19 protein-coding genes are annotated in these 17790 nt (G+C 71.7%); 8 read left to right on the plus strand and 11 right to left on the minus strand.

The genetic code is table 11. The features are described from left to right. Positions 1–6 precede the first annotated feature (6 nt). From CFI00_RS22190 to CFI00_RS22215, 7 genes are all read right to left on the minus strand, one after another. Complete coding sequence (locus CFI00_RS22190) at positions 7–993, minus strand: alpha-ketoacid dehydrogenase subunit beta (RefSeq protein WP_207083107.1); 987 nt, start codon at positions 991–993, stop codon at positions 7–9. Between the two features lies 1 nt (position 994). Continuing rightward, positions 995–2137, minus strand: coding sequence for a pyruvate dehydrogenase (acetyl-transferring) E1 component subunit alpha (gene pdhA, locus CFI00_RS22195; protein WP_242532925.1), 1143 nt, complete (start codon positions 2135–2137; stop codon positions 995–997). Between the two features lie 489 nt (positions 2138–2626). Beyond that, positions 2627–2761 (minus strand): hypothetical protein, encoded by a 135-nt coding sequence (locus CFI00_RS23940; RefSeq protein WP_277988330.1) that lies wholly within the window; start codon positions 2759–2761, stop codon positions 2627–2629. Positions 2762–2864: 103 nt separating this feature from the next. Continuing rightward, positions 2865–3467 (minus strand): hypothetical protein, encoded by a 603-nt coding sequence (locus CFI00_RS22200; RefSeq protein ID WP_207083109.1) that lies wholly within the window; start codon positions 3465–3467, stop codon positions 2865–2867. Between the two features lie 409 nt (positions 3468–3876). Next, positions 3877–5001 carry a hypothetical protein gene (locus CFI00_RS22205; protein WP_207083110.1) on the minus strand — a complete coding sequence of 375 codons (1125 nt, stop codon included), beginning with the start codon at positions 4999–5001 and terminating at the stop codon, positions 3877–3879. Positions 5002–5229: 228 nt separating this feature from the next. Continuing rightward, positions 5230–6219 (minus strand): glutathione S-transferase C-terminal domain-containing protein, encoded by a 990-nt coding sequence (locus CFI00_RS22210; RefSeq protein WP_242532573.1) that lies wholly within the window; start codon positions 6217–6219, stop codon positions 5230–5232. A gap of 98 nt (positions 6220–6317) precedes the next feature. Further along, positions 6318–7490, minus strand: coding sequence for an IS30 family transposase (locus CFI00_RS22215; RefSeq protein WP_207085411.1), 1173 nt, complete (start codon positions 7488–7490; stop codon positions 6318–6320). A 183-nt stretch (positions 7491–7673) separates the two neighbouring features. Here CFI00_RS22215 and CFI00_RS22220 point away from each other — a divergent pair, with 183 nt between their 5' ends. Together CFI00_RS22220 and CFI00_RS22225 are read left to right on the plus strand one after the other, a co-directional pair. Beyond that, positions 7674–8237 (plus strand): helix-turn-helix domain-containing protein, encoded by a 564-nt coding sequence (locus CFI00_RS22220; RefSeq protein ID WP_207083111.1) that lies wholly within the window; start codon positions 7674–7676, stop codon positions 8235–8237. Further along, the gene (locus CFI00_RS22225; RefSeq protein ID WP_207083112.1) at positions 8234–9496 is read left to right on the plus strand and encodes an MFS transporter; all 1263 of its coding nucleotides are present in this window, start codon (positions 8234–8236) and stop codon (positions 9494–9496) included. Before CFI00_RS22220 ends, CFI00_RS22225 begins: the two co-directional genes overlap by 4 nt. 117 nt (positions 9497–9613) lie before the next feature. Here CFI00_RS22225 and CFI00_RS22230 read toward each other — a convergent pair whose 3' ends face one another. Both CFI00_RS22230 and CFI00_RS22235 read right to left on the minus strand, forming a co-directional pair. Further along, a complete protein-coding gene (locus CFI00_RS22230) occupies positions 9614–10684 on the minus strand; it encodes a histidinol-phosphate transaminase (protein WP_207083113.1) in 1071 nt (356 codons plus the stop codon). A 9-nt stretch (positions 10685–10693) separates the two neighbouring features. Next, positions 10694–11251: a VanZ family protein gene (locus CFI00_RS22235; RefSeq protein WP_207083114.1), complete on the minus strand. Its 558-nt coding sequence runs from the start codon at positions 11249–11251 to the stop codon at positions 10694–10696. 99 nt (positions 11252–11350) lie between these two features. On the opposite strand from CFI00_RS22235, the gene CFI00_RS22240 reads away from it, so the two are divergent. The 6 genes from CFI00_RS22240 (at position 11351) to CFI00_RS22265 (ending at position 15940) form a co-directional block, all read left to right on the plus strand. Further along, a complete protein-coding gene (locus CFI00_RS22240) occupies positions 11351–11740 on the plus strand; it encodes a phage holin family protein (protein ID WP_207083115.1) in 390 nt (129 codons plus the stop codon). A gap of 6 nt (positions 11741–11746) precedes the next feature. After that, a complete protein-coding gene (locus CFI00_RS22245) occupies positions 11747–12256 on the plus strand; it encodes a low molecular weight protein-tyrosine-phosphatase (RefSeq protein WP_207083116.1) in 510 nt (169 codons plus the stop codon). Then, the gene (locus tag CFI00_RS22250) at positions 12256–13119 is read left to right on the plus strand and encodes a fructosamine kinase family protein (RefSeq protein WP_207083117.1); all 864 of its coding nucleotides are present in this window, start codon (positions 12256–12258) and stop codon (positions 13117–13119) included. The genes CFI00_RS22245 and CFI00_RS22250 overlap by 1 nt, the downstream gene beginning before the upstream one ends. Before the next feature lie 52 nt (positions 13120–13171). Continuing rightward, positions 13172–13792, plus strand: coding sequence for a UdgX family uracil-DNA binding protein (locus CFI00_RS22255; protein ID WP_207083118.1), 621 nt, complete (start codon positions 13172–13174; stop codon positions 13790–13792). Between the two features lie 61 nt (positions 13793–13853). Beyond that, positions 13854–14549 (plus strand): response regulator transcription factor, encoded by a 696-nt coding sequence (locus tag CFI00_RS22260; RefSeq protein WP_207083119.1) that lies wholly within the window; start codon positions 13854–13856, stop codon positions 14547–14549. After that, positions 14546–15940, plus strand: a complete 1395-nt coding sequence (locus CFI00_RS22265; protein WP_207083120.1) for a sensor histidine kinase — start codon at positions 14546–14548, stop codon at positions 15938–15940. Before CFI00_RS22260 ends, CFI00_RS22265 begins: the two co-directional genes overlap by 4 nt. On the opposite strand, the gene CFI00_RS22270 is transcribed toward CFI00_RS22265, so the two are convergent. Together CFI00_RS22270 and CFI00_RS22275 are read right to left on the minus strand one after the other, a co-directional pair. Continuing rightward, entirely contained in the window at positions 15937–17211 is a 1275-nt protein-coding gene (locus CFI00_RS22270; RefSeq protein ID WP_207083121.1) for an anthranilate synthase component I family protein, read from the minus strand. The two genes, CFI00_RS22265 and CFI00_RS22270, sit on opposite strands and share 4 nt — an antisense overlap. Beyond that, positions 17208–17768 carry an aminodeoxychorismate/anthranilate synthase component II gene (locus tag CFI00_RS22275; RefSeq protein WP_207083122.1) on the minus strand — a complete coding sequence of 187 codons (561 nt, stop codon included), beginning with the start codon at positions 17766–17768 and terminating at the stop codon, positions 17208–17210. Before CFI00_RS22275 ends, CFI00_RS22270 begins: the two co-directional genes overlap by 4 nt. Positions 17769–17790 lie beyond the last annotated feature (22 nt).

The following is a 17790-nucleotide window of genomic DNA, read 5'->3' on the forward strand; positions in this document are numbered from 1 at the left end:
TTCCTCTCAGAAGGCGAAGGTGCGGTCGACGGCGTCGAGCACGCGGTCGAGGTCGGGGAGGTACTCCTCCTCGATCCGCGACGGCGGGTAGGGCATGTCGAACGCGCCGACGCGCAGCACGGGCGCCTCGAGGGAGTAGAAGCACTGCTCGGTGATCCGAGCCGCCACCTCCGCTCCCATGCCGAGGTTGACGTGCGCCTCGTGGGTGATCACGCAGCGACCGGTGCGGCGTACGGACTCGAAGACCGGCCCCATGTCGAGCGGCGAGAGCGTGCGCAGGTCGATGACCTCGAGGCTGCGGCCCTCGGACTCGGCGGCCTCCGCGCACTTCAGCGCGGTCTTCACCGTCGGGCCGTAGGCCAGGACGGTCGCGTCGGTGCCGGAGCGCACGACGCGCGAGGTGAAGAGCGGCTCGGGCGTCGCGGAGTCGTCGAGCTCGGCCTTGTCGGCGTGGTACTGGCGCTTGGGCTCGAGGAAGATGACCGGGTCGTCGTGGGCGATGGCCTGCTGGATCATCCAGTAGCCGTCGACCGGGTTGGAGCAGGCGACCACCTTGAGGCCGGGGGTGTGCGCGAACTGCGCCTCCGGGCTCTCCGAGTGGTGCTCGACCGCACCGATGCCGCCGCCGAAGGGGATGCGGATGACGATCGGCATCTTCACCTTGCCCTGCGAGCGGTAGGTGTACTTCGCGACCTGGCACACGATCTGGTCGTAGGCGGGGTAGACGAAGCCGTCGAACTGGATCTCGATGACCGGGCGGTAGCCGCGCAGCGCCATGCCGACCGCGGTGCCGACGATGCCGGACTCCGCGAGGGGTGAGTCGATGACGCGGTCCTCGCCGAAGTCCTTCTGCAGGCCGTCGGTGATGCGGAAGACGCCGCCGAGCTTGCCGACGTCCTCACCCATGAGCAGGACCTTGTCGTCGGCCTCCATGGCCTTGCGCAGGCCCATGTTGAGGCCCTTGGCGAGGGTGATCTTCTGGTTGGCACTCATCTCAGTGGCTCCCCTCGAACGACGCGAGGTAGGCGGCGAACCCGTCGCGCTGCTCACGGATCTCGTCGGTCATCTCGCTGAAGACGTAGCCGAACTGGTCCATCGGCTTGGGGTCGGGCAGCGCCTTGCACCCCTCACGGAGGTGGTGACCCATCTCCTTGGCCTCGGCGTCGAGGTCGTCGAAGAACTCCTGGTCGACCAGGCCGTTGCGGCGGAGGTAGACCTTGAGCCGCTCGATCGGGTCCTTGAGCTTCCAGTGCTCGAGCTCGTCGTTGAGGCGGTAGCGCGTCGGGTCGTCGGTCGTGGTGTGCGCACCCATGCGGTAGGTGTAGGCCTCGACGAACGACGGGCCGTTGCCGTCGCGGGCGCGCTGCAGCGCGGCCTTCGTGACGGCGTACGTCGCCAGCACGTCGTTGCCGTCGACGCGGATGCCCGGGAACCCGAAGCCCAGCGCGCGCTGGTAGAGCGGGATGCGGGTCTGGCGCTCGATCGGCTCGGAGATGGCCCACTGGTTGTTCTGGCAGAAGAACACGACGGGGGCGTTGTAGGAGGCGGCGAAGATGAACGCCTCGTTGACGTCGCCCTGCGAGGACGCGCCGTCGCCGAAGTGGGCGATGACGGCCGAGTCGCGGTCGGGGTCGCCGGTGCCGACGACGCCGTCACGCTGCATGCCCATGGCGTAGCCGGTGGCGTGCAGGGTCTGGGCGCCGATGACGATCGTGTAGAGACCGAAGTTGTTCTCGTTGGGGTCCCAGCCGCCCTGGTCGACGCCGCGGAACAGGCCGAGCAGCCGCAGCGGGTCGACGCCCTTGCAGTAGGCGACGCCGTGCTCGCGGTAGGTCGGGAAGACGTAGTCCTGGGGGCGCAGCGCGCGGCCGGCGCCGATCTGCGCGGCCTCCTGGCCGAGCAGCTGGGCCCAGATGCCGAGCTCGCCGTGGCGCTGGAGGGCGGTGGCCTCGACGTCGATGCGCCGCGTCAGGACCATGTCGCGGTAGAGACCGCGCAGCTCCTCGGCGGAGAAGTCGTGGTCGAACTCGGGGTGGTGGACGCGCTCACCCTCGGGCGTCAGAAGCTGGACGAGGTCGGGGCCACCATCGGTCTGGGAGGGTCCGAAGACCTCCGCAAGGTCGGGGCCGAAACTCACCGGGTCGGGCAACGGGCTCTCCTTCAACAGCTAGCGACGTTCCCGGGATCACCGGACGCCGACGGCTTTCAGCGTGGTCGTCGGCGTGTGTGACCCCGACCACATGATGTCGCCAAACGTATCGGCCGAGGCCTGCCAGCACCAATCTGCCGGGGTCCGGCACCCCTGCCGCCCCCTACGTCCCCCGCCCTCGTCGCGACTCAGGTTGGTCCGGACGTGGATGAGCCGGCGCCGACGGACTCGTGGGTGACCCGTCGACGCCGGCCCGCCTCCATTGGGGGTTGGAGGCTCGGGCAGGCCGAAGCACTGCCCGGTGAGGGAGGTGGTCGTCCGGCTCCCGGCCACGGACCGGAGTCGAGCCGGACCTCGGGGGTCTGGCGCGACGCCGGGGCGCAGCGCTGCGGAGCTGGTGGTCGACGCGCCTCCGACAGGTCGTCGGTACGCCAGCGCCCCCGCAGGACGGACCCGCGGGGACGGACGGCGTAGGCGTCAGGAGGAGGAGTGGCGCGGGGCCGAGTCGCGCACCACCTCGTCAGGCGTGGCGGACGAGCCGCTGGGTTGTCCCACCGTGAGTCCACCCACGGTGAGGGCGATGGCGATCACCGCCAACAATGCGCGTCGCATGGCAGCTCCTCTGATTGCCTTGCACGTACGGGAAGTCGCGCCGTCGGGGTCCGCGCGCTCGCGCGTGCGAGCCGGCAACCCCGTCTTGGGCGGGAAGTCTTCGTCAGTCGCCGTTGCAGTTTGCGGGGGGAATGGCTTCGGCGGGGGTGGCCGCCGTACCGTCGCTCAGCACGGCACAGGTCGCCGCGTCGAGAATCTGCCAGGTGATGGTCGCCGCGAAGTCGTCCGAAGACCCGGTGTCCGGGGACTGGATCCAGTACGTCGCGCTGGTGGTACCGGCCGGCACAAGGACGGAACCTCCCGTGACACCAGTGCCTCCACAAGGACCGCTGTAGGAGACCTTGGTGCAGTTGTTGTGGTTCGGCACCGAGTGGCTGGGGGTGGCGTAGATCCCCATGACGCCCGACTCGATTCCAACACCGGGACCGGTGGGAGCGGGCCGTTCGTTCCTCGTGTACATGCTCGTGATCTGGAACACGTAGTCGGCAGTGCCCGGGTTGCTCAGCGTGAGCGGGACCTGCAGTGTGAACTTGCCCCCACAGCCCTTCTGCGTGGCTCCGGTGTTGCCGCAGGCACCGCCAAAGTTGATGCCGGGCGGCGGCGGCTCATGCGACGTGGCGAACGCCGGGATGGGCGCTGCGACTGCGATGACGGGCACGGTCCAGGCAGCGCCTCGGACGACTGTGCGACGGGTGTAGTTGGCCATGATGGTTCCTCTGATTGCCGCGGGGGTCGGCGCCCCAATACCGCCGACCGCATCTGCCGTCGCCCCCAAGACGGACGGCTCTGCAATCACAAGACTGGGGCCCCCGACGCCCCAGACATAGGGCCTACGACGAGGCGCTGGGCGATCTCCGACGGGCCTTGAGCGAACCTCGATGTATTCATGAGGAAGTCGGTCAAAGGCTTAGACCAGCGCGCCCCGACGAGGCATCGTCGACGAGCTGCCGAGGGCGTGGAAACCCCCATGGAATGGGCCGATCGGCGTACGACGACGGGTCCGGACGGCGTACGAACCGGCGCCGACAGGCCCGTGGGTGACCTGTCGACGCCGGCTCTCTCCATGGGGTGGAGGCTCGGGAGCGCAGACGGCTACCCGGAGACCGGGCGATGCTTCACGAGCGCCCGCCCTGCATCAGGGAGGGGACCGTGACGGGTCCGGCGCAGCGCTGAGGCACGCGGGTCCGGTCGAGCCGGACGGAGCCGGCCTTCAGGGTCACCGGCGCGAGCGCACGCCCCCGGGTGACGAAGCGCTTGCTGCCCAGCGACGGCACAGCGATGCGGTGCACCTTGGCGCCTACACGGAGCTTGTAGACCACGGTCTCGCCCGAGCGGTTGGCGAGCTGGGCCCTGACCTTGCCGCGGCACCTGGCGCGCACCGAGCCCGCCGGCGAGCCGAACGCCTGCGCGGGGAGCACCTCGGGCGTGCAGGAGCGGACCGCGGTCGTCACGACCGGGTCGGCACCGCTGGCGAGGTCGACGGCGACGCTGTTGGCGTACGTCGCGCACGCCGCCGGCGCACCACCGGCGAGGGCGAGATCGTAGGTCCACGACCGCACCAGGCCGGGCGCCCAGGCCAGTGCGGGGTCGAGGACGACCCGCTGTCCGGGGACGGCGTGGTCGCCGACGACGGCCACGGTCCGGTCGGGCTCGACGACGACGAGCTCCGCCGGGGCGGTGCCGGTCGAGTGGGCGTCCGGTCCCCACGACGCGGTCGCGGAGACCGAACCGGACGCGGCCGGGGCGGAGGTGAAGGCGCAGGTCCAGGCGAGCACGAGCGAGCCGGCGGCTGGGACGACGGCGTCGTCCCCACCCGCGACGGTGCACGCGGCGCCACCGCCGAGGTCGGTGGCCACGGCGACGTCGGCGACCACGCTGTCGTCCGCGTCGGGGTTCGTGACGCTCACGTCGCCGGCGAGCGCCCAGCCGGAGTCGGTGACGCCACCCGCACGGGCCGTGGCGGTCCAGCGGAACGTCGCGCGCCCGGTGTCGTCGACGGAGCGCGCGACGGCGTCGACCGACTGGTCGATCGTCCAGCCGTGCGAGCGCACGAGCGAGCCGGCCGCGGTCACGGCCACCCCCAGAGGGGCGTCGTCGGCGGCGCTCGCGGGGACGGCCGTTGCCTGGAGGACCAGTGCCGGCAGGGCCAGGACGGACACGGCGTCGCGGGCGCGCCGGGCCGCTGCGCCGGCCCTCGCCGTACGCACGTCCGACGGACGCCTGCTGCGTGCTGCTCCCACTGTCCATCCCCTGACGAGCGACCTCCGCGACGGAGGTCAGTCGGTGCTGCCCACCCCGGACGGGCAGCCGATGGCACAACCGTGCCGCCTCGACACGCCCACACCACGGTGCTTCGACGAAGCGGTGGACTACCTGAGGGCTGGCTTGACCGAAACTCGGCCAACCACAGGGAAAACCCCGGAATCAGGCGTCACACCTGCCCCGGGTGTCCCAGTGGCGTACGTCTGTCAGCCGCGGCCGTGCGGGGTCAGCCAGACGGCGGGATCGGGGCCGGCCGGCACGATCTGCGTCGGGTTGATGTCGGTGTGCACGACGTAGTAGTGCTGCTTGATCTGGTCGAAGTCGACCTCGTCGCCGAACCCCGGGGTCTGGAAGAGGTCGCGGGCGTAGCCCCAGAGGTTCGGCATCTCGGTGAGCTTGTTGCGGTTGCACTTGAAGTGGCCGTGGTAGACCGCGTCGAAGCGCGCCAGCGTCGTGAAGAGGCGTACGTCGGCCTCGGTGATCGCCTCACCCATCAGGTAGCGGCGGTCGGCCAGGCGCTCCTCGAGCCAGTCCATCGCGGTCCACAGCCGCGCGTAGGCGTCGTCGTACGTCTCCTGCGAGCCGGCGAAGCCGCAGCGGTAGACGCCGTTGTTGACCTCGGTGAAGACCCGCTTCATCACCGACTCCATCTCCTCGCGGACGTCGGCCGGCCACAGGTCCGGGGCGTCGGGACGGTGGTGCTCGCGCCACTCGAAGAACAGGTCGTGGGTGATCTGCGGGAAGTCGTTGGTGACGACCTTGCCGGAATCGACGTCGACGATCGCCGGCACGGTGATGCCGCGCGGGTAGTCGGCCTCGCGGGCGAAGTAGGCCTCCTGCAGGCGCTCGATGCCCAGCACCGGGTCGCGACCGCCCTCGTCGAGGTCGAAGGTCCAGCTGCGGGCGTCGTGCACCGGGCCGGGGGCGCCCCAGGAGATGACGTCATCGAGCCCGAGGAGCGAGCGCACGATGATCGACCGGTGCGCCCACGGGCACGCCCGCGCGGCGACGAGGCGGTAGCGACCGGGCGCGGCCTCCCATGTCGCCACGTCGCGGGGGCTGTCCTTCGAGCCGCTGGGGAACTGCTCGTCCAGCGGATCGGCCGACGACCCGCCGGCCAGCACCCGGTCCGGGAGGTAGGTCATGTCGCGCTCGAAGGGCTCGCCCTGCTTGGTGTAGGTCGCCGTGTCGTTCACGCTTCAACCTTACTGACCCCTCCCCGGTAGTCCACCGGGAAACGGCTGCCGCCTCCCCGGTAGTCCACTGGGAAGTGGCTGACAGACGGACGGCGAAATCAACCTGCTAGCGCAACACCGTCTGGATCTGTTGGTTTCGACAGTAGGGCGGTGAGGGCTTCGGTGGGGGTGTCCCAGTCCAGACGTTTGCGTGGTCGGTCGTTGAGCTCGTTCGCGACGTAGGCCAAGTAGTCGGGGTGGTATCCGGACAGATCGGTGCCCTTGGGGAAGTACTGGCGCAGGAGCCCGTTGGTGTTCTCGTTCAGGCCGCGCTGCCAGGGTGAAGCGGGGTCGCAGAAGTAGATCTTCACGTCGGTGGCCAAGGTGATCTGGGCGTGGTTGGCCATCTCGATGCCCTGGTCCCAGGTGACGCTGCCCCGAAGCCGATCGGGGAGCTGGGCGAGGGTCTGGATCATCGCTTCTTGGACCTCGATTGCACCGTGGCGTTCGGGCAGGTGCAACAGCATCAGGAAGCCCGTGGTCCGCTCGACCAGGGTGCCGATCGCGGACTTGTTCTCCTTGCCGGTGATCAGGTCGCCCTCCCAGTGTCCGGGCACGGCCCGGTCCTCGACCTCGGCGGGACGCTCGCTGATGTTGACCATGTCCTTGATCCGGCCGCGGCGTGCCTCGCCACTGCGGCGGGGTCTGCGGATGGCGCGCCCGGTGCGTAGACACACCGCCAACTCACGCTTGAGAGCGCCGCGGCCCTGGACGTAGATCGACTGGTAGATCGTCTCGTGTGACACCCACATCTCCGGCTGGTCGGGGAACTTCTTACGCAGCCGCCGGGCGATCTGCTCGGGACTGTGCTTGCGGGCCAGTCTGGACTGCACCTCCCGACGCAGTCGCTCGTTGAGCGTCAGCTTCGCCGGGCGGCCCTTGCCGCGAGCCCGACGCTCCGCACCGACCTGTGCCAGGTGCGGGGAGTAGTTCCACGGCGTGGAGCGTCGTCTGCCATCGCGGGCCGGGCGGCCGTAGTTTTGGTTGCACAGGTTCTTCGCGATCTCGCGGCTGATCGTCGAGGGCGACCGGCTCAAGGATCGCGCGATCTCGCGGATCGACTCCTCACGCTCCATCGCGGCATGGATCCACTCACGCTCGAGCATCGACAAGCGTCGGTACGTGGCCGGCCTGCGGCTGGGTAACTGCTTCACACCGCCAGCCTCACGAAACCACCGGCGTGCCGTCGTGACCGGCACACCGACACGTGAGGCAGCCTCTCCACCGAGCAGCCCGCCGCGATGCACTCCCACAACCCTCGACGTGCCGCCATCAAGTAAGCCATCACAACCTCCTCATGAGAGGTGTTGCGTTAGCCCCTTGAACTCGAGGACCCCGAACCGACCAGAACCCGATGGACCACCTACCGCAAAGAAGTGTTTGCAAACAACTCTTGGCAGTCTTAGGCTGCCATCATGCCCTCCGCCATCACCCCGGACATCGCCGGACTCCGCGCCCTGAGCCACCCCGTCCGCCTGCGGATGCTCGGCCTGCTCCGTTCCGACGGCCCTGCAACGGCGACCGTGCTCGCCGGCCGCCTGGGGCTCAACACCGGCGCGACGTCGTACCACCTGCGCCAGCTGGCCCAGCACGGCTTCATCGAGGAGGACACCCAGCGGGGCAACGCCCGCGACCGCTGGTGGCGCGCGACGCACGAGGCGACGCACACCTCGTTCAGCGGGGAGGACATCACCGACGACGTCGAGGCCTACCTCGCGACCGTGGCGATGATCTACGGCGAGCGGCTGCGCACGGTCGTCTCCGAGCTGCGGTTCTACCCCGAGGAGTGGCAGGGCGTGAGCACGCTCAGCGACTGGCACTTCGCCCTCACGCCCACGCGCGCGAAGGCACTGGTCGAGGCCCTCACCTCCGCGGTCGAGGAGGTCGAGGACAGCACCGAGGAGGGGGCTGCCCCCTTCGTGGTCAACCTCAACGCCTACCTCGAGCCCGGTCGGCTCGACCTCCGGGAGCCGGAGTGAGCGTCCCGGGAACCACGCGCACGCCGCTGGTCGGTGGCCTCGTCGCCGAGGGCGTCTCCTACGTCGGCACCCGGATCTCGATGATCGCGATCCCGTGGTTCGTCCTGCCCACCACCGGTTCGGCGACACAGACCGGCCTCGTCGCGGCCGTCGAGATCACCCCGCTCGTGCTCTTCAAGGCGCTCGGCGGTCCCCTCCTCGACCGGGTGGGACCGCGCCGGGTGACGCTGGTGTGCGACCTGCTCTCGGCCCTCGTGGTCGCCTCGATCCCCCTGCTGCACGGGCTCGGAATGCTGTCGTTCCCGACGCTGCTGGTCCTGGTGGCCGTGGCCGGCGCCCTGCGCGGTCCGGGCGACGCCGGCAAGGCGGCGATGACGCCCGAGCTCGCACGGGTCGCGGGGTGGTCGCTCGAGCGCGTCGCTGGGCTCGCCGCCGCGGTCGAGCGCACGTCGACGATGGCCGGGGCGGCGTTGGCCGGCATCCTCGTCGCCACCGTCGGTGCGACCAACGCGCTCTACGTCGACGCCGCGTCGTTCGTCGTCGCGTTCGCGGTCTTCGCCGTCGCCACGACCGGCCTCGGCCGGCCGGTCCCTCCCGAGGTCGGCGCCCACGCGACGTCGTACGCCACCGAGCTGCGGCAGGGCTGGCAGTTCCTCCGCACCGAGCCCGTGCTGATCGCCCTGTGCGCCATGGTCGCGATGACCAACCTCGTCGACCAGGCGTACGCCGCGGTGCTGGCGCCGGTCTGGGCCAAGGAGTCCGGTGCGGGCGTGGCGGTGCTCGGCACGCTCTTCGCGGTGATGAGTGGCGCGTCGGTGCTCGGCGCGCTGGCTGCTGCCAGGTGGGGCGAGACGCTGCCGCGCTTCCGGACCTACGTCCTCGCCTTCCTCGTCGCGGGCGCCCCGCGCTACGTCGTGATGGCGCTGGATTCGCCGGTGTGGGCGGTGCTCGCCGTCACCGCCGTGGCCGGGTTCGCCGCGGGCTTCCTCAACCCGATCCTCGGCGCGGTGATCCTCGAGCGCATCCCGGCCCCGCTGCTGGGCCGGGTGTCCTCGCTCAACACGGCGATCTGCTGGTCGCTGATGCCGCTCGGCGGGATCCTGGGCGGCCTGGCCGTGGCCGGGCTCGGCGTGTCACCCGCGCTGCTGGTGGCAGGCGCCGTCTACCTCGCAACGACGATGGCGCCGACGCGAGTGCCGAGCTTCCGGAGGATGGACCGGGCTCCGGCCGCCGCCCGACCCGTGTCGAGCGGTGCGTGAGGCAGCGTCCGACCGCGGGGTTGTCAGGCTCTCCTGATGGTTGTCGGCCCGTGCATGGCCTGACAACCTGAGGGATCCCCGGTCAGCCGGGGATCCCGAAGGAGTGACGCCGACACCTCAGGGAGCGAAGCGCGCCGCCACCTCGACCACGCGGTCGAAGGCCTCGGCCTCGCCGATGCTGACGCGTACGCCGTCGCCGGCGAAGGGCCGCACCGAGATCCCGACCTCGCCGCAGGCCACCGCGAAGTCCGTCGCCCGGTGGCCGAGGGGGAACCACACGAAGTTGCCCTGCGCGTCGGGCAGCTCCCAGCCGACCTCGCGCAGCCGGCCGACCAGGTCGGCACGCCGGTCCACCAGCTCGGAGACCCGCTCGAAGAGCTCCTCGCGCGCCGCCAGGGAGGCGATCGCCGCCGCCTGGGCGACGTGGCTGACGCCGAAGGGCAGCGACACCGCCCGCAGCGCGGCGGCCAGCGGGGCGGGCGCGACGGCGTAGCCGACCCGGAAGCCCGCGAGGCCGTAGGCCTTGGAGAAGGTGCGGGTCAGCACGACGTTGTCGTGGCGGCGGTAGGTCGCGATGCCGTCGATGGCGTCGTCCATCCGCACGAACTCGAGGTAGGCCTCGTCGACCACCACGACCACGTGGGTCGGCACCTTGGCGATGAAGGCGTCGAGGTCGGACTGCGTGACGGCCGGTCCGGTGGGGTTGTTGGGCGTGCAGACGATGACGACCTTGGTGCGGTCGGTGATCGCGGCCGCCATCGCGTCGAGGTCGTGGCGGCCGTCGGCGGTCACCGGCACCTGCACGCTCGTCGCACCGCCGGCGGTGACGGCGATGGGGTAGGCCTCGAAGGAGCGCCAGGCGTAGACGACCTCGTCGCCGGGCTCGCAGAAGGCGTTGACGAGCTGGTAGATCAGCGCGACCGACCCGGTGGCCGCGGCGAGGTCCTCGACCGGCACGCCCATCGCCTCGCCGAGGGCGGAGTAGAGCGCGGTGCTGCCCATGTCGGGATAGCGGTTCATCTGCGCCGAAGCCTCGTGCGCCGCCTCCAGCACGCCGGGCAGCGGCGGGTAGGGGTTCTCGTTCGACGACAGCTTGTAGGACGTCAGCCCGGGTCGGGCGACGGGCGGCTTGCCGGCGACGTACGCAGGGATGGCGAGCACGTTGGGCCGGGGCTGGGGGGTGGTCATGGGGAGACCCTATTCAGCCGCGCGACGATCTCGCCACGGCCTCACGACCGGGAGCAGCACCACCCCGATCACGGCCCCGATCCCGGCACCGAGGACGTTGTCGACGAGGTCGGTGACGTCGCAGGCGCGGTCGATGCGGGCGAGCTGGAGCTGGGTGAGCTCGATGCCGAGGCTGTACGCCGCCAGCACGGCGAGGCCGATCGGTGCGAGCGCCAGCCCCGACCACCAGCGGCCGGCCGCCAGCACGAGGAACACCCCGGCCGGCACGAAGAGCAGCACGTTGAGGGTGCGCTGGTCGAGGCCCAGGACCTCGAAGGTGGTGCCCGACGGGCCGCCGTAGTCCCACGAGCACGACTCGCTGCGGGTCTCGGCGGGCACCACTCCGACGTCGGGCCGCGTGGGCACGAGGGTGACCAGCGCGATCGCGGTCAACGACCACAGCAGCCCGGCGACGGCGGTCGAGGTGGCCGTCCCGAATCGCGCTCGCAGCGCCAGGGCCAGCAGCACGGCGAGGCCACCGGCGACGAGGGCGCCGAGCACCATCACGCCCGTGCCGCCGATCGTCATGCGGGGAGGCTAGCCGGACTCGGTGCCTCGGTCGCGTGGCCACTCGACCTCCCGACACACGCCGCGCGCGACTTCGTCGCTCCCGGCTAGTGTCGTGACATGCGTTTCCTCACCTGGTTGCTCACCTACGCCGCGGGGCTCTCCGTCGCGGCGTGGCTGCTCGACGGGATCTCGTTCGCCGGCGCCCGCTCCGGCCAGGCCGAGCTCCAGGACAAGGTCGTCCCGGTGCTGCTGGTGGCGCTGATCCTCGGACTGGTCTCGACCTTCATCGAGCCGGTGATCAAGCTCCTGTCGTTGCCCTTCATCATCCTGACGCTGGGCTTCCTGCTGCTGGTCATCAACGCGCTCATGCTGATGCTCACCGCGCGGCTGGCCGACGCCTTCGACATCGGCTTCACCGTCGACGGCTTCTGGACCGCCGTGGTCGGCTCGCTCGTCATCACCGTCGTCGGCTGGGGCGTCCGCACCGCGCTGCCGTCGGGGGACTGACCAGGCTTGCGGACCCTCCCTCCTCCCCGCACGCCGGGCAGCTACCGCATCGAGCTCGTGTGCCTCGGCAACATCTGCCGCTCCCCCACCGCCCACGTCGTGCTCGAGAGCCGCCTCGCCGACGCCGGCCTCGACGACCGCGTCGAGGTGACCTCGTCGGGCACCGGCGGCTGGCACGTCGGCAACCCGATGGACGACCGCGCCGCCGCGACCCTCGACGCCGCGGGCTACGACCCGACCCGGCACCGGGCGCGGCAGTACGACGACACCCGCCCCGGGGCCTACGACGTGGTGCTGGTGATGGACGCGTCCAACCTCGCCGACGTGGGCGGGCGCGCCGACCGCGTCGGCCTGTTCCGCGACCTCGATCCGGTCGATCCCGGGGCCGAGGTCCCGGACCCGTACTACGGTGGGGCCGACGGGTTCGAGGAGGTGCTGGCGATGGTCGAGCGCACGAGCGACGCGATCGTCGCCGCCCTCCAGCCGCTCCTGGCCGACCCGCAGGACCGGGCCTGATGGCTCGACAGCCACTGGTCGCCCGGCGCGCCGAGGAGCTCCTCGGCTCGTCCGTCGTCGCGACCTCGCCCGTCGCCGGGGGCGACATCGCCACCGCCACCCGCCTGCGCCTCTCGAGCGGACAGACCGCGCTGATGAAGACGCTGCCGCACGCCCCCGAGGGCTTCTTCGAGGCCGAGGTGGCCGGCCTCGCCTGGCTCGACGAGGTCGAGGGCGGCGTGCCCGTCCCCGAGGTCCTCGCCGCCGCCAGCGACTGCGTGATCCTGGCGTGGGTCGAGCCGGGCTCCAAGACGCCCGTCGAGGCGGCCGCCACCTTCGGCCAGCAGCTCGCCGCCACGCACGCCGCTGGCGCCGACGGGTGGGGCCTCGACCACGACGGCTTCATCGGGCGCCTGCCGCTGCCCAACCGGACCGCCGGCTCGTGGGCGGAGTTCTACGCCGTGCGGCGGGTCCTGCCCTACCTCAAGCTCGCCCGCGACCGCGGCGCGATCGCCGACTCCGACGCCGCGGCGGTCGAGGCGGTCGTCGGCCGGCTCACCGACCTGCTGCCCGACGAGGCTCCCGCGCGCCTGCACGGCGACCTGTGGAACGGCAACTGCCTCTGGGGACAGGACGGCGTCATCCACGTGATCGATCCGGCGGCCTACGGCGGCCACCGCGAGGTCGATCTCGCGATGCTGCACCTCTTCGGCCTCACGCACCTGCCGCGGGTCGTGGCGGCGTACGACGAGGTGGCGCCGCTCGCCGAGGGCTGGGAGGACCGGCTGGGGGTCCACCAGCTCTTCCCGCTGCTCGTGCACGCGTGCATGTTCGGTGGGGGCTACGGCGCCCGCGCCGGGACGATCGCCGCCCGCTACACCTGACCCACCCGTCCGGCTGGTCCGCGCCGTCGGTGGGGCAGGGCATCGTGGGTGGATGACCGAGCACGAGGACGCCGCTGCGTGGGTGCCCTCCTCGCGCGAGCTCGCGGACCTCGAGTCGGCCGCGCAGGAGTGCCGGGGGTGCGAGCTGTGGCGCCCGGCGACCCAGGTGGTCTTCTCCAGCGGCGACCGCTCGGCCTGCGTCCTGCTCGTCGGCGAGCAGCCGGGCGACCAGGAGGACCGGCAGGGCGAACCCTTCGTCGGACCGGCGGGCAGGGTGCTCGACGAAGCGCTGGCGGACGCAGGCATCGACCGGTCGGCGGCCTACCTCACCAACGCGGTCAAGCACTTCCGCTTCGAGCAGCGCGGCAAGCGGCGCATCCACCAGAAGCCCGACGTCCGCCACCTGACGGCGTGCCGACCCTGGCTGGAGGCCGAGATGGAAGCGGTGTCGCCCGACGTCGTGGTCGCCCTGGGCGCCACCGCGGCGCGGGCCGTGCTCGCGAGGACCGTGCGGATCGGGGAGGTGCGCGGGCGGCTGCTGGACGAGCCCGACCGGCCCGTGGTCGTCACGACCCACCCCTCGGCGGTGCTGAGGCTCCGCGGGCGCGAGGGCTACGCCGAGTCGTACGCCGAGCTGGTCGCCGACCTGCGCCTCGCAGCGCCGTACGCCTGAGCAGACGCCTCCGCGCTCGTTCTTCAGCCTCCGCTCAGGCACGGCTGGCATCCTTGCGGCTGTGACCGAGTCCAAGCCCCGCGTGCTGGTCGTCGACGACGACCGCGCCGTGCGTGACTCGCTGCGCCGCTCGCTGGAGTTCAACGGCTACGAGGTGGCGCTGGCCGCCGACGGCGCCGAGGGCCTGGTGGCGGTCGGCGCCCAGCACCCCGACGTGGTGGTCATCGACGTGATGATGCCGCGCCTGGACGGCATCGAGACCACGCGGGCGCTGCGCGCCGCCGGCAACGACGTACCCGTCCTGGTGCTCACCGCCCGCGACGCGGTCGGTGACCGGGTGGAAGGCCTCGACGCCGGGGCCGACGACTACCTCACCAAGCCCTTCGCGCTCGAGGAGCTGCTGGCCCGGCTGCGCGCGCTGCTGCGCCGCGTCGTGCCCGACGACGACGCCGCGGGCGAGCTGCTGACCTTCGCCGACCTGACGATGGACGTGGCCAGTCGCGACGTGACCCGCAACGGTCGCGCGATCGAGCTGACCCGCACGGAGTTCACGCTGCTCGAGATGTTCCTGCGGCGGCCGCGCCGGGTGCTCGACCGGTCGTTCATCCTCGAGGAGGTCTGGGGCTACGACTTCCCGACCAGCGCCAACTCCCTCGAGGTGTACGTCGGCTACCTCCGCCGCAAGACCGAGGCGGCGGGCGAGCAGCGGCTGATCCAGACGGTGCGCGGCGTCGGCTACGTGCTGAAGGAATCATGAGCGGCAGCACGCCGTGGCCCGACGGCCGCTGGCACTACCGCAGGTCGCTGGCCTCGCGGGTCGCGGTCATCACCACGGTGGCGCTCGGTGTCTCGATCGCCGTGATGGCCCTCACCGCCTTCGTCGTGATGCGCCAGCAGCTGATGAGCTCGCTCGACCAGTCGCTGCTCAACCGCGCCCACAAGGCCACCGCGTTCACCACGCTGTCGGAGATCACCGCCCGCGGTGCCCCGGCCTGGATGCTGGGCGCGGCCGACGTGCGGATCATCTTCATCAGCGCCGAGGGCCGGGCCGTGACCGGCGACGACGTGCCGGACTTCACCCTCGGCCAGCCGGAGTACGACGTCGCGACCGGCCAGCGCGAGTCGGCGGTGCGCACCATCGTGACCCGCGAGGGGGAGCGGTTCCGGGTCGCGACCGTGCAGCACAACAGCGGCCACGCCCTCATCCTGGCCCAGCCGCTGGCGCCCAACGACCGCACGCTCGAGAAGCTCGGCGGCGTCCTCTTCGTCTTCGGCGCGCTCGGCGTCCTCGCCGCGCTGCTGGCCGGCTGGCTCGTCGCGCGCAGCGGCCTGCGCCCGGTGCGGCGCCTGACCTCCTCGGTCGAGCACATCGCCGTCACCGAGGACCTGACCCCGCTGCGGGTCGAGGGTGACGACGAGGTCGCCCGCCTGGCCACGGCGTTCAACCAGATGCTGCTCGCGCTCGGCGCCTCCCGCGACCGCCAGCGGCGGCTGGTCGCAGACGCCAGTCACGAGCTGCGTACGCCCCTCACCTCGCTGCGCACCAACCTCGACCTGCTCCGCCAGGCCGAGGGCAACGGGGCCTTCCCGCCCGAGGCGCGCCTGGAGCTGCTCGACGACGTGCGCGGGCAGATCGAGGAGCTCAGCGCGCTGGTCGGCGACCTGGTCGAGCTGGCGCGCGACGAGCCCACGACCCACGTGGTCGCCGAGGTGGACCTCGCCGAGGCCGTCGAGCGTGCCGTCACCCGCGTACGCCGTCGCGCCCACGGCGTGTCCTTCGATGTCGACCTCGACCCGTGGGCCGTCGTCGGCGACGCCAGCAGCCTCGAGCGCGCGGTGACCAACCTGCTCGACAACGCCGCCAAGTGGAGCCCCGCCGACGGCACGGTCACCGTGCGGCTGACCGACGGCGTGCTGACCGTCGACGACGAGGGCACCGGGATCGCCGAGGCCGACCGGCCGCACGTCTTCGAGCGGTTCTACCGCGCCGAGGAGTCGCGCGCGATGCCCGGCTCCGGACTTGGCCTGGCCATCGTGCGGCAGGTCGTCGACCGCCACGGCGGCCGTATCGAGGCGTCCGAGTCGCCGGTCGGCGGGGCTCGCTTCACGCTGTGGCTGCCGGGCGTGCCCGCTGTAGCGCCGGGTTAGTCGAAGACGCGCAGCAGCCGCTCGGCCTTCCACTGCGCCTCGGCCCACTCCCCCGCCACGTCGGAGCGAACCGTGATCCCGCCGCCCGTGCCGAGCGACCAGGTGCCGCTCCCGTCGGTCACCAGGGAGCGGATGACGACGCCCAGGTCGGCCGGGCCGTCGCCGCTGATCCAGCCGAACGCGCCGGCGTACACCCCGCGCGGGGTCGCCTCCACCTCCTCGATCACCTGCATGGTGCGCAGCTTCGGCGCCCCCGTCATCGAGCCGGCGGGGAAGAGCGCGCGCAGCGCACCGATGGTCGTGACGTCGTCGCGCAGCCGGCCGCGGACGGTGGAGACGAGCTGGTGCACCGACTCGTAGCTCTCGACCTGCATCAGCGCGGGGACCTCGACCGAGCCGACCTCGCAGACCAGCGACAGGTCGTTGCGGAGCAGGTCGACGATCATCAGGTTCTCGGCGCGCGTCTTGGGGTCCGTGGCCAGCCGGGCCCGGTGCGCCTCGTCCTCGGCCGGCGTCGCGCCGCGCGGCGTGGTGCCCTTGATCGGCTTGGTCTCCAGGTGCCGGTCGGGAGTGATCAGCGCGTACCTCTCCGGCGAGCTCGACAGCAGCCACCCGCGCGCGCCGTCGACGTCGTGCTGGAGGAAGCCGGAGTACGGCGCCGGGTTGAGCTCGCGGAGGCGGAGGTACGCCGTGAGAGGGTCGAGGTCGGCGCGGCGGGTGAGCCGGTGGGTGAGGTTGACCTCGTAGGAGTTGCCGGCGCGCAGGTGCTCCTGGACGGTGGCGAAGGCGTCGGCGTACTGGGTTGTCGGCCCTTCCCTGACGTTGTCAGGGCTTGCAGAGGCTGACAACGTGAGGGATCCCCGGTCAGCCGGGGATCCCGAGAGGGCGGCGCCGACCCCGTGCTCGAACACCCGCACCGCCCGCGGCCGCATCCAGACCGCGTCGGGCAGGAGCGGGTCGGGTGTGGCGGGCAGGTCGGGACGCGCGGCGTAGCCGAGGTAGCCGAACCACTGCTCACCGGCGCGGATCCGCTCCTCGAGCACCGCGAAGACGTCGTCGCCGACGACCGTCGACGTGCCGGCGGCGTGCTCGCGCACCTCGCGCCGGGCCGCCGACCACGACAGCGACACGTCGTCGTCCTCGAGCCAGCCGATGATGGAGCGCCGCCCCGACCACTCGCGAGCACCGCCGCCGTCGAGCCAGAAGCAGCGCCGGTGCGCGGCCGCGACGTCGCGGAAGAAGGAGACCGGGTCGCTCGTCGGAGAGGTCATGAGAGGAAGTTCCTGACGAGCTCGACACCGTGCTCGGACAGCACGGACTCGGGGTGGAACTGCACGCCCTCCAGCGGGAGCGTGCGGTGGCGCACCCCCATCACCACGCCGTCCTCGCTCCACGCGGTCGCCACCAGCTCGGCGGGGACGTCGACGGCACCGAGGGAGTGGTAGCGCACCGCCGCGAAACCCTGCGGCACACCGGCGAAGACGCCCTCGCCGTCGTGGCGGATCGTCGCGACGTCGCCGTGGGCCGGCTCGAGCCGCGCCACCGTGCCGCCGTACGCCGTCACGAGACCCTGCATGCCGAGGCAGACCCCCAGCACCGGGCGGGTGCCGGCGCGCAGCACCGCTCCCCCCACCGCGAAGTCCGCCGGCGAAGCCGGGTGCCCCGGACCGGGTGAGAGCACGACGTGGGAGTGGGCGAGGACGTCGTCGGGCGTGACCTCGTCGTGCTGCACGACCGTCGGCAGGACGCCGGTGACCCGGGCGAGGACATGCACCAGGTTCCAGGTGTAGGAGTCGTGGTGGTCGACCACGATCACGTCCGGCGTCACGCGCCGAGGCTAGCCCCCGCGG

Source organism: Nocardioides sp. S5 (genome assembly GCF_017310035.1).
In the GTDB taxonomy this organism is placed as follows: Bacteria; Actinomycetota; Actinomycetes; order Propionibacteriales; family Nocardioidaceae; genus Nocardioides.

Bases quoted from the DNA above. Each gene is read 5' to 3' on its own strand.
- CFI00_RS22190 (WP_207083107.1), bottom strand. From the start codon at position 993: ATGAGTGCCAACCAGAAGATCACCCTCGCCAAGGGCCTCAACATGGGC.
- CFI00_RS23940 (WP_277988330.1), bottom strand. From the start codon at position 2,761: ATGCGACGCGCATTGTTGGCGGTGATCGCCATCGCCCTCACCGTGGGT.
- CFI00_RS22200 (WP_207083109.1), bottom strand. From the start codon at position 3,467: ATGGCCAACTACACCCGTCGCACAGTCGTCCGAGGCGCTGCCTGGACC.
- CFI00_RS22220 (WP_207083111.1), top strand. From the start codon at position 7,674: ATGCCCTCCGCCATCACCCCGGACATCGCCGGACTCCGCGCCCTGAGC.
- CFI00_RS22230 (WP_207083113.1), bottom strand. From the start codon at position 10,684: ATGACCACCCCCCAGCCCCGGCCCAACGTGCTCGCCATCCCTGCGTAC.
- CFI00_RS22235 (WP_207083114.1), bottom strand. From the start codon at position 11,251: ATGACGATCGGCGGCACGGGCGTGATGGTGCTCGGCGCCCTCGTCGCC.
- CFI00_RS22240 (WP_207083115.1), top strand. From the start codon at position 11,351: ATGCGTTTCCTCACCTGGTTGCTCACCTACGCCGCGGGGCTCTCCGTC.
- CFI00_RS22250 (WP_207083117.1), top strand. From the start codon at position 12,256: ATGGCTCGACAGCCACTGGTCGCCCGGCGCGCCGAGGAGCTCCTCGGC.
- CFI00_RS22255 (WP_207083118.1), top strand. From the start codon at position 13,172: ATGACCGAGCACGAGGACGCCGCTGCGTGGGTGCCCTCCTCGCGCGAG.
- CFI00_RS22265 (WP_207083120.1), top strand. From the start codon at position 14,546: ATGAGCGGCAGCACGCCGTGGCCCGACGGCCGCTGGCACTACCGCAGG.
- CFI00_RS22270 (WP_207083121.1), bottom strand. From the start codon at position 17,211: ATGACCTCTCCGACGAGCGACCCGGTCTCCTTCTTCCGCGACGTCGCG.